Origin of the sequence: Niallia sp. FSL W8-0951 (genome assembly GCF_038006525.1) — a bacterium.
In the GTDB taxonomy this organism is placed as follows: domain Bacteria; phylum Bacillota; class Bacilli; order Bacillales; family Cytobacillaceae; genus Niallia; species Niallia circulans.
Window position 1 is genome coordinate 502484 of record NZ_JBBOVK010000001.1, and the last position, 12184, is coordinate 514667.

Annotated in this window: 8 protein-coding genes, 1 pseudogene and 1 riboswitch; all 9 genes and pseudogenes read left to right on the forward strand. The window is 35.0% G+C overall.

Features of this window, described 5'->3' with window-relative positions:
* The gene (locus tag NSS71_RS02210; RefSeq protein ID WP_047941596.1) at positions 1-834 is read left to right on the forward strand and encodes a carbohydrate ABC transporter permease; all 834 of its coding nucleotides are present in this window, start codon (positions 1-3) and stop codon (positions 832-834) included.
* Between the two features lie 15 nt (positions 835-849).
* Complete coding sequence (locus NSS71_RS02215; RefSeq protein ID WP_341151269.1) at positions 850-2691, forward strand: heparinase II/III domain-containing protein; 1842 nt, start codon at positions 850-852, stop codon at positions 2689-2691.
* An 11-nt stretch (positions 2692-2702) separates the two neighbouring features.
* Positions 2703-3017: an L-rhamnose mutarotase gene (gene rhaM / locus NSS71_RS02220; protein ID WP_341151270.1), complete on the forward strand. Its 315-nt coding sequence runs from the start codon at positions 2703-2705 to the stop codon at positions 3015-3017.
* A 31-nt stretch (positions 3018-3048) separates the two neighbouring features.
* On the forward strand, positions 3049-3705 hold the full coding sequence (locus NSS71_RS02225) for a YesL family protein (protein WP_341151271.1): 657 nt from the start codon (positions 3049-3051) through the stop codon (positions 3703-3705).
* A 159-nt stretch (positions 3706-3864) separates the two neighbouring features.
* Positions 3865-5209 (forward strand): annotated as a pseudogene (locus NSS71_RS02230) (ABC transporter substrate-binding protein).
* A gap of 27 nt (positions 5210-5236) precedes the next feature.
* Positions 5237-7054 (forward strand): cache domain-containing sensor histidine kinase, encoded by a 1818-nt coding sequence (locus NSS71_RS02235; RefSeq protein ID WP_341151272.1) that lies wholly within the window; start codon positions 5237-5239, stop codon positions 7052-7054.
* Complete coding sequence (locus NSS71_RS02240; protein ID WP_341151273.1) at positions 7047-8648, forward strand: response regulator transcription factor; 1602 nt, start codon at positions 7047-7049, stop codon at positions 8646-8648. Before NSS71_RS02235 ends, NSS71_RS02240 begins: the two co-directional genes overlap by 8 nt.
* A 186-nt stretch (positions 8649-8834) precedes the next feature.
* Positions 8835-9974, forward strand: a complete 1140-nt coding sequence (locus tag NSS71_RS02245) for a glycoside hydrolase family 88 protein (protein WP_095319879.1) — start codon at positions 8835-8837, stop codon at positions 9972-9974.
* A 42-nt stretch (positions 9975-10016) separates the two neighbouring features.
* A complete protein-coding gene (locus NSS71_RS02250) occupies positions 10017-11849 on the forward strand; it encodes a DUF2264 domain-containing protein (protein ID WP_341151274.1) in 1833 nt (610 codons plus the stop codon).
* Positions 11850-12077: 228 nt separating this feature from the next.
* A riboswitch (cyclic di-GMP riboswitch) is annotated at positions 12078-12159 on the forward strand.
* The last annotated feature ends 25 nt before the right edge of the window (positions 12160-12184 follow it).

Here is a 12184-nt window from a genome sequence, read left to right on the forward strand (position 1 = left end):
ATGCTTAAATCACTATCAATAAATAAAGCGATAATGACAGTCGTCATGTTAATGATAAGTATTATGTTTCTTCTGCCGTTTGTGTGGATGCTTTCTACATCATTTAAGATAGAAGCAGACGTTTTTAAATTTCCTATACAGTGGATTCCAGAAAGATGGAATGGTTTCAACAATTATAGAGAAGTTTGGTTTGGGGAAAATCCATTCTACATTTATTATTGGAATACCATAAAAGTGACAGTATGTACTACTGCTATTTCGGTAACTGTTTCTGCCCTGGCAGCCTATGGTTTTTCAAAAGTGAATTTTCGGCTAGGTAATTTCTTGTTTTTAATTGTATTAGCTACTTATATGGTACCTGCACAGGCAATTTTAGTACCGCAATTTATTATTTACCGTAAAATCGGGCTATTTGATAGTCATTTAGGGTTAATCTTATTAGGAAGCTTTAGTGTGCTTGGTACTTTTATGCTTAGACAGTTTTTTATGGGCGTTTCGAATGAGCTTGTTGAAGCTGCAAAAATCGATGGAGCTGGACACTGGAAGATTTTCTGGCGAGTCGTTCTTCCGATTGTAAAGCCAGCCATAGCCACCTATGCCATCCTTCGATTTATTTGGACATGGAATGATTATCAAAACCCATTAATCTTTCTTCGCTCGGATCATTTATTGACGATACAGCTTGCAATGCAGAAGTTTACGACAATCAATGGCGAATTTTACTCCTTGATTATGGCTGCAGCAGTCTCAGCTATTTTACCGCTCGTAATCGTATTTATTATTGGGCAGAAACAAGTAATTGAGGGGATAGCGTTAGGGGGAGTAAAAGGCTAAAGGGAGGGGTTATTATTGACTTTCGAAGAGTTGCTGGAGAAGCTAAATGGGAATTATTCTTTGTTTTTTCCAAATGTTGAAGTCAAAAAAGCATGGTGGAAATCCATTCAACGTAATGCTGATTTTGCTGATATTCTAAAACAAGTAAGAGAGACATTAAAGCAGATTCAACAAGAAAAAATAAATAATGAAGAACTGCCGTATTCTTTGTTTCAGTTATATGGAACAACAGGTACTCGAATAGAATATGAAACAGCATATTTTCGGAAAAGAAGAAAATTGAATACATATGCAATCATGTTACTTCTTGAACCAGAGAAGGAAGAATTTCGTAAAGTACTGCAAGATATTATTTGGTCTATTTGTAATGAATTCTCATGGTGTTTACCTGCTCATCTTATAAATAGTCCAGAAACTGATTGTGGTCAGTTATATTCACTTACAGAAAAACAAGATTCTACTTATACAATTGACTTATTTTCAGCTGAAACAGCCTTTGCATTAAGTGAAATATATACACTGACAAAAGAATATTTAGATCCATTAATAGGGAAAAGAATTTATGAAGAGGTATATAATCGTACGTTTATTCCTTTTCTCGAAGGGAATTTCAAATGGGAAATAGAAACCCATAATTGGGCTGCTGTTTGTGGGGGTTCTATCGGTTCAGCTGCCATCCATTTAATCCAAGATTCCAAAGAACTTGCGCTTATTTTAGAAAAAGTTCTCCCTGTAATGGAAAATTATTTAAATGGTTTTACAGAAGACGGAATATGTATGGAAGGATATTTATATTGGCAATATGGATTTGGATTTTATTCCTATTTTGCCGACCTAATAAACCAGAGATCGGATGGAATGATTAACTTGTTTATGCAGAAAAAAGTTCACCAAATCTCCCTTTTTCAACAACGATCGTTTTTAGAGGAGGATTTAGTGGTGAATTTTTCTGATGCACCGCCCAAAGCAAAAGTACATATAGGGATGAGTCATTTCTTAGCAAAGCAGTATGAGGATGTTATCGTTCCAGAACGTTCATTATATGCGCGTTATCAAGATGATCATTGCAGCAGATGGGCACCAGCCATCCGCGCGTTATTATGGTTTGATTCGTCGTTATCACCAAGCAAATGGGAAGAAGGAACGTTTATTTCTGAGGACTCCCAGTGGTTAATCTCTAGAGTTCAATCAAATGCAGGGTCTTTTACTTTTGCAGCTAAAGGGGGAAGCAACAATGAGCCGCATAATCATAATGATATCGGACATTTTATCCTTCAAGCCAATAAGACAACTATGCTGCAGGATTTGGGAAGTGGCTTATATACGAAGGACTATTTTAATGAGAATAGATACACTTATTTATGTAATAGTTCGAAAGGCCATTCCGTCCCTATTATCAATCATTCTTACCAAGAAGCAGGAAAAGCCAGTTATGCTCGGTTAGTCACTGCCGATTCTGATAGAAAGAGAGATTTGTTTGAATTGGATATGACAAAAGCTTATAGAGATACATCTCTATTAAATGTCTCGCGGAAATTCACCTGGATTAAAACAGAGTTTCCAAAATTAATCGTGGAAGACATTTTTAAGTTTTCTGAAGAGCCAAAATCCATCATTGAACGCTTTATATTGCCCAATGTTTCGGTTGAAAGATTTGATGGTGGAATAAGTATCAAAGGAGAATCTTGCATCCATATTTATTTTGATTCCAATTACTATGAGGTAAGTATACAAAGAGATTCGTTTGTTAACCATTTTAATAAAGGAGAAGAAGTGCTATTACTTGATCTCTCTCTTAAGAAATTAAGCAGGAATTTTCGTGTATATCTAGAATTTGAATTTAGTTCTGAAAAATAGGAGGAGATACAATGAAAAGATTAGCATCGATTATGTTTATTAAACCTGGATATGAAAACGAATACAAAAAGAGACATGATGAGCTTTGGCCAGCAATGGAAGAGGCGCTGAAGCAACATGGCGCTTCCAATTATTCCATTTATCTTCATCATGAATCCCAAGTGTTATTTGCTTATTTAGAAGTAGAGGACGAGGCGGCATATGATGCGATATCCCAAACGGCAATATGCAGAAAATGGTGGAAGTACATGGCGCCAATTATGGAGACGAATGAAGATTATAGTCCTGTGTCACATAAGTTGGAGGAAGTGTTTCATTTAGATTAAGTTATATAGGATGAGATGGGGGGATTGATTCATGAAAGCAGAAATTGGGGGATGGTCTGGAAAGGTTTATGATGTCTGTCAATGGATTACGAGATTAGCTTATATTAATTTACTTTGGATTATTTTCAGTGCGATGGGCCTCTTTATTGGGGGCCTTTTCCCTTCTACTGTAGCAATGATGACTATTATTCGTAAATGGCTTCAAAAGGAAACAGATATTCCAGTATTGCACACGTATTGGCTGACATTTAAGCAAGAATTCGGTAAAGCAAATAAATTAGGAGCAGTTGTGTTTGCTTTTATCATGTTCCTTTATATCGATTGGAGAATCATCGCGTCGCTAAAAGGATCAATAAATGTTGGATTAATAGGAATGTTAGTTGGCGGAGTGTTTCTTTTCTTATTGACGTTGCTCTATCTGTTTCCTGTATATGTTCATTATGAATTGAAGCTTTTTCAATATTTTAAAGTAGCCTTTCTGCTTGCATGTACTCATCCACTCCATACGTTGTCCATGATCATCGGTGTCTTTACGATGCTTTTTTTAGGCGTAGTATTTTCAGGAGCTGGTTTGCTTTTTATAGGTAGTGGACTCGCTACTATTCTTTTATATTTCTCTAATCCGATCTTTACGAAGATGGCTGAAATAAGAATAACGAAATTACAGGAAGGGAGGTTTCAAAGTTAATAGAGCGAAGTAGAAAATTGTATTCCTCCTACAGTGTTAAAATTAAAAGTAAAAATTGTTGCCGGATAAGTAAAATTATTTTTATTGGTAACATGGGAACTTCTGTTAATCTATTCCTGTAAGGGTTTACATGATATAATACGTAGGGGGAATAAACAGATGCAAAGAAAATTTTGGAAGCTATTAATTTTTGTTTTCATTCTTACTTTAGTCATGACAGCATGCAGTAGTGGAGAATCAGAAAAAGCTTCTGGCAATGAAGATGGAAAAGTAACAATTAAATTCCACACTCATGGTAATGAAGCATCTTATAACTGGAAAAAGACAATTGCAGCTTTTGAAGAGGCAAATCCAGATATAAATGTGGATTTAGTCATCTTAAGTGAAAAGGGAGATACACAAGAGGCAATTAAAAAGCTAGATTTAGCTGCTGCTTCTGGTGAACAGCTAGATGTACTAATGTTTAGTGATACAGCAAGCTATGCACAGCGTGTGAGTATGGGAATGGTGGCTCCCATTGATGAATTTATTGAAAAAGAGGGCTACACAGTCACGGATGAATATAAAGTAGATACCAAAATTGGTGATAAATATTATGCTTTACCAGGTAAATTTAATCCATGGTATGTTTTATTAAATAAAGACCATTTAGATAAAGCAGGCTTAGAAGTTCCGACAGATTGGACATGGGATGAATTTCAAACGTATGCGAAAGAATTAACAACGGATGATCATTATGGAACATTTTTCTTTGGTCCGCAAAATGGCGGATGGTTAGAATTTATGAAACTAGCATTAGCAAGTGAAGCAGAAAATACAGAAATTTATTAAAGAAGATGGCAGCTCCAATCTTGAAAATCCGCTCTTTAAGAAGACACTGGAAATACGCTATCAAATGGAAAAAGTCGATAAATCAGCTGTCCCGTATACCGATATCATGTCTCAAAAACTTCATTATCGAAATCAATTTTTTAACCAGGATGCTAGTACAGTACTAATTGGCAGCTGGATGAATACAGAATTGGGGGGAACGGACCAATTCCCATTGGAGTTTAACGTCGCAGTTGCTCCTTATCCAAAGAACACGAGTGACGCAGAAGGAGGATATACTCCGGTAACTACTGACTTTATGGCAGTCGCCAATAACTCAGAACATAAAGAAGAAGCCTATAAATTTATTCGTTGGTATACAACGGAAGGACAAATTTTACAAGGAAAAAATATTCCATCTTGGAATAATGTAAGTAATGATCAATTTGGAGAAATAATTGACAATATATTGGCTGATACGCTAAACCCAGAAAAGGTGGACAAAGAATCTTTAACGAATGTTCTTTCAAATGCGAAATCTTCTAAACTAGTATCACCAGTATCTTATCAGGCTGAAATTTACAAAGTAGTGAATGAAGAATATGAAAAATTAATTTTTGATGAACAAGATATCGATGAAACAATAAAGGTGACAAATGAAAGAGTACAAGAATTAATCGATAGCAATAAATAAAAAAAAAAGATGAGGGGAGGAAACATATTGCTTATTTGGTTAAAAAATATGTGGACTCCCCGTTCTTTTCGTTATAAGGTCCTTTTAATTTCTATCATCAGCTTGGTTATTCCAGCAGTTATCTCGCTTTTAATTTATAATTATATGACAAAAAATACAGTGAAGGAACAGGCACTTTCTAATGCGAATAGAGAGCTGAATATTACAAGTGAATATATAGAAAAGCTATTTAGCGATATGCTTTATGTTGCTAACTTCGTGCAGCTTGATCCGAAAATGAATACGGTGTTAAAAGGATTAGCAAAAAGTGCTGCTGACAAGGATGGCTATGATCAATATCTATTGGAAAATGAAATAAACCGTACCATTGAGAATATCACACTAGTAGGAGAGAAATCCTATGTCACCATATTATTGAAAAATGGGAAATACTTCACAAACTATAATATCGCTGAATTTGATCCAAGAGATTTATTTAAAGAAAAGTGGTATGAAGACATCGAAGAAGCGGTTGGATATGAATCTACTTGGATTGAATCCCAGCCAACGATTTTTGAATTGGAAAAAAAGAATAATCCTTATCAAATTTCAATTGTCCGCACCTTAAGGGATGAGGGCATCCAAATCTATGGATATGTCGTTGTCACCATCATGGAAAATAAACTAAGTGAAGTATTTAATAAAACGGATGGATATAACGATGTCATGATGCTTAATCCATCTGGTAAAATCTTGTCGCATAGTGATGACGAGAAAATAGGAAGTGTTTTCACTTATCGGTCTAAGTTATTCAATCGAGATGGATCAGAAGTTCTGAAAATGAAAGATAACGAATATATCGTCACCGAACGTTCTTTATCTTTTTCAAATTGGAGATTAGTGTCATTTATTCCGTATGAACAATCGATAAATAAAATAAATGGGATATTTCAGAAAGTATTTCTTATACAAGTACTATCATTTATGCTTTTCTTGCTTTTACTTACCTATTCAATGAAAACTATTACGAAACCACTGGAATATTTAGCAGAACTGGCTGATAAAGTTCAGGCAGGTAATTTGATTGTCCGTTCAAAAATTAAAGGGAAGGATGAAATAGGCAGGCTAAGTAAATCAATTAATCTGATGCTAGACCATATTAATACAAAAATTGAAGAAATAACGGAAACGGAAGCTAGGAAAAGAAAAGCAGAATTTGCGATGCTGCAAGCGCAAATAAATCCTCACTTTTTGTTTAATGTATTAAATTCCATTCGCATGAAGGTAATGATAAGAGGAGACAAAGAAAGTGCTAATATGATCACATCTCTTACAAAGTTACTGCGCATAACTATTGATAAGAATAAAGAAATAATCACATTTTTAGAGGAAATAGAAATTCTAGTCGATTTTGTGCACATTATGAATAGGAGACAAAATCGAAAAGTTTCCTTAGAGATGGATGTCGATCCAGATGCTTATTCATTTGAAATTCCAAGGTTTATTCTCCAGCCTATTATTGAAAACTCGATTATTCATGGATTTAATCAGTCTGATGGATTAATCTTAATCCATGCAGCGATAGTAAATGAGATGTTAATCATTACGATTGAAGATAATGGTATAGGAATGAACAAAGAGGATTTAGAACAATTAAAGAAAAAAACTTTTCAGGCCGTATCACTGGAGAATCCGCAAAGAAAGCAGCAAGTGAAAGGATTCTCGTCGTTAGGCTTAGCCAATGTCTATGAAAGATTATCAATTACCTTTGGACCAGCTTTTAATATGGATATTTTAAGCGAACTTGGAAATGGCACAATAGTCATTTTGAAAATCCCAATGAAAGGTGGAAAAAAGAATGTATAAAGTGATGCTTGTAGATGATGACTATCCGGTATTAGAGCTATTGACGAAAACATTTGACTGGAAAAGCCTTGGCTTTGAAGTGATGAGTACCCATGATAATGGAGTAAGTGCCTTAGAAAAGGCAGCAGAATCAATGCCTGATGTGCTAATTTCTGATATTGGCATGCCTAAGATGAATGGAATTGAATTAACAAGAAAACTGAAGTCGATGAATGGAAGCTTGCAAGTTGCTTTGTTATCCTGCCATACAGAATTTAATTATGCCCGAGAAGCACTTAAATTACAGGTCAGCGATTATTTAGTAAAGGATACATTTGAACTAGAAGAGCTATATGAATTACTTCAGAAATTTAAAATACAACTCGACACCATGCAAAATAATAAACAAAAAGAACAAAAATTACAGCATATCCTTCATAAAAATATCGAAAAAGAAAAGACTGCATTCATAAAAAGATTAATAAATAATGGCTATTATAAAAAGGAAGCTGAATGGGAAAGTGATCGAAAAAAATTTGGCTTAATAGCGGACAAAGGATATATTGTAACACTGTTATCAATCCATCATCATCCTTTAGATTTATTTCCAGAAGAAACCCTATATTTTGCAGTTTCTAATATTGTGGGTGAATTATTAGAAAGACTAAATCCTTTAGCTGTTCACTTTCTTAATCATTCCAATAGGGTTTTTATCTTTTTTCCAAGAGACTTAGGATACCAGATGAACGCTTTATCAAATGCAAAAGAAACGTTGAAAATGATTCAGCTTTCGATTGACAAAGGATTAAATATTCACAGTTCATCCATTATTGGTGAAACATCTGAAAGCTTATTTGACTATCAAAACACAGTTAACAGATTGTTAAATAATCGACAGCAGCTGTTTTATATGCTCCCAAGAACTGTGTCATCTCTAAAGGAGTCTGTAAAGAATACGGAGGAATTATTTGCTAAGTATGATGAAGCAGCAACAGAGATGAGAATGATTGTTCTAAATAAAAAGGTGGAGCAAATAAGTAATTTCATCCATAAATGGACGATCTATATCATGGAAAACGAATTTCCACCTGAGGTAGTAAAGGATTGGTTTTGGAAATTATTATTGGATTTAAATGTCAAGTTACAAGCGCTCCAATACTTTTCGGGAGAATATTGCTTTGAATCCAAACATCAAGAGATTTTTTTGATGGAGTATATGTATCAATTAAAGGACTGGCTTAAGCATTATTTTGAGAAAATCTTTCATTATCATGAAACGAATGATCAGACGAAAAGAAAAGAGATTATTGAAGCTTTTAAATTTGTTGCGATAAATTTAGAGCGAAAAATCACATTAGATGAAATTTCTAGTTATTTATTCTTAAATCCTAGTTACTTTAGTAGATTGTTTAAAAAGGAAGTAGGAGAAACATTTGTGGAATATGTAACACGGATGAAAATTAATCGTGCAAAGGAACTGTTAGAACAAACAGATGAATCGGTTGGGAAAATTTGCGAACGACTGGGCTATGATAATCAGAGCTATTTTATAAAATTATTTAAAACATATGCTGGTACAACACCAATAGAATATAGAAGCGGGAAAGTTAGCTAAGAAGGCAATACGAGTAAAATTATTTGGAAAAGTAGTAAAAATAATGCCTTGTTGAGGGAATATAGACTCCATATAATGATTATATCGTTACTTTTTAAAAAGAAAGGATGGATATTTTTTTAAAAAATGAAAGCCTTTTCTTTTTTGTGTGTATTAGAAAACTATTGGAAGGAGTTGGGTGATTAGATGAGTAAAAAGGAGCAATGGGTGGATGAAGCGTGGGGGTTTGTCATAGAGAAAACGGTACGGAATAATGAAACGATTGGTGCTAATTTCCCCCATGCCAGTATAGAGAAAAGATATGTATTAGAAAGTCCGGAATGGTGGACGGCTGGTTTTTGGCCAGGGGTTTTATGGCAAGTATATCAAGATAATAAAGTGGAAGCACTTAGAAAAACAGCAGAACAGTGTGAAGAAAAACTGGATTATTTATTGTCAGATTCAGAGAAATTAGATCATGATATGGGATTTATGTGGACGTTGACAAGTCTAGCAAACTATAAACTTACGGGCAATAAAGAATCAAGAAGAAGAGGATTATTAGCAGCCAATTTATTATTAGGAAGATTTAATGTCCAAGGTAATTATATTCGTGCATGGAATGCATGGTCTAAGAAGGATGATAATCGCGGTGTCGCAATCATTGATTGTATGATGAACCTTCCACTGCTATACTGGGCTACAGCAGAAACGGGAGATCCACGGTTTAAAATAGCCGCAGAAAAGCATGCCGAAACGGTCTTGAAACATTTTATTCGACCAGATGGTTCCGTACATCATATTGTTGTTTTTAATCCAGAAACTGGAGAAGTAGTAAATAAGCTTGGTGGTCAAGGCTATGCACCAGATAGTGCATGGTCAAGGGGAACTGCCTGGGCTTTGTATGGACTGACACTATCCTACTTACATACAAGTAATAGCGCATTTTTACATGCAGCAAAATCAGTTTCCCACTTTTTTCTTTCTAATCTTCGTTCTAATGAATGTCCTGCTTGGGATTTTCGCATCCCTGAAGATGGCGAAACCAAATACCATTATCCTGATTCATCAGCAGGATCCATTGCAGCCTGTGGCTTACTCCTGCTTGGAACACTGGTAGCCGACTTTGAAAAGCCGGTTTATCAGGAAGCAGGCGCATCTTTATTAAAAACCTTATATATAACTTGTGCTACTCATGCAGATAAAGAAGAGGAAGGATTATTAGGACACGGAACAAGTCACTTTCCCGAGCAAAAAAATATAGACGTCCCATTAATTTATGGGGATTATTATTTTGTGGAGGGACTAAATTTATTGCGACAAAAGGGAGTATTATTCTGGCAGTAAGATTGAAAGGGGTAAGAAAATGTCCTTTAGGAGATGGATCGGTTGAATCAATATAATGTGAAAGTAAAAAAGAATCCATTAAAAACAAGAGAGGATTTAGAACGTGCTTTATATGACTTATACGAACCCTTATTTAAAATAGGGAATGAACAGAAGGCTGGTTTATTGAATCTTGGTACAAATGGCTCCGTATATGGGCAAAAAACAAGAGAATTAGAAGCGTTTTTGCGTCCCTTTTGGGGCTGGGGGCCATTATTTTCTGTAACACCTAATAAATATCCAACAATAAAACAACAATTAGTAAAAGGGATGATAGAGGGAACAACGCCAACAAGTGATTCTTATTGGGGGATTGCCGGAGAGTATGATCAACGATTTGTTGAAATGGCAGCACTTTCTTGTACGCTTATTCACTGTAAAGTTGATTTCTGGGATAGTCTATCAACAGTGCAAAAGGAAAACTTAGCTAATTGGCTGTATCAAATCAATGAACATACAATCCCGAATAATAACTGGTTATTTTTCCGCGTATTAGTAAACATAGCATTAAAAAAATGCGGTAGAATGTATAGTTTAGAAAAATTAGAAGCAGATCTTCAACAATTAGATCAATATTATTTAGAAAACGGTTGGTATTTTGATGGATATAAGAATCAAATTGATTACTATATTCCTTTTGCCATGCATTATTACGGATTAATTTATGCAAAAGTGATGGAGGATGAAGATCAAGAAAGGGCAGCGATTTATAAGGAGAGGGCTATTCAGTTTGCTCAAGATTTTAAAGAATGGTTTTCTTCAGACGGATCTGCTATTCCATTTGGCAGAAGTTTAACCTATCGATTTGCACAATCCTCCTTTTGGGCTGCATTGGCATTTGCAGATGTAGAAGCATTGCCTTGGGGACAAATTAAAAAGTTAGTATTAAATAATTTACGGTATTGGTTTAAGCAGTCGATTTTTTCTCCGGAAGGTCTTTTAACGATTGGCTATGGTTACCAAAACTTAAATATGGCGGAAGGCTATAATGCTCCAGGTTCTCCTTATTGGGCTCTAAAGACATTTCTGCTGTTAGCTCTTCCAGAGAATCATCCTTTTTGGCAGGCAGAGGAAGAACCAGTAAAGTTCCTGGAGAAAAGCGTGCAAAAAAGTCCAAGGATGATCATTCGCCATGATTCTGAAGGAAAAGAAGTGCAAGCTTTCACTTCCGGACAGCATTCTCATGAACACGCCCACGCAGATGCAAAATATGAAAAACTTGTGTATTCCACCACTTTTGGCTTTAGTGTACCTAAAGGGAATGTTTTATTAAAGCAAGGAGCATTTGACAATTGTCTGGCACTGTCTGAATGTGATAATCGCTATAGAAGTCGTAGTGGCTGTGAGTCGTATGAAATACATGATGATTATATTGTATCTACATGGAAGCCTTGGAAGGATGTAATAATTGATACGTATCTAATTCCTTTAACTCCTTGGCATGTTCGCATTCATCGCATTCATACAAATAGAGAGCTAGAGACAGCAGAAGGTGGATTTTCTGCACCTGTAACTGAAGGGGCTGCTTATGTAACGAAAGATGAACATAGTCTTTTTTACCCATCGGAAGTAGGAACTACAGGGATTATTGACATCGATGGAAAACGTAAAGCAGACTTAATAATACCTGAGCCTAATACCAATCTACTCTATTCGAAAACAGTATTGCCGACATTAACGTCGCGTTTAGCACCTGGAAAGCATTTATTGGTTTCAAGTATTCTCGGAACGGATAGAGGAGTAGAGGAGATTTCTTTTCAGCCTATCGTTAGTCTAGCACAAGAGTGTGTCATGATTCAGTATAGAAATAGAAAATATGAAATAAAGATAAAATAAGAGTTTGTGAGCATCCTATTTAAAGTTAAACTCGAGCAATCATGCGAAAAGAAAATTTCGGATGATTGCTCGAGTTTTTTTCTTTTCCAGATATTTTCTATGGAATTAGAGGAATTTTAAAAAAATTATCGAAATTAAAAAGAGATTTCTTAACATTAGGTTTATGTTTAAATGATATGGGTATATAATACTATATAATTTAAAAATCCTATAGATAGTAAGGGAAATGTAAAGGTAGAAAGCTATGATTAATCAACTTATTTGGGCGCTTTGTTGATTATGAGCTACTAGCGCAACCGGCTAACCAAACATGCTTGTTTAGTTAGCTTTTTTTT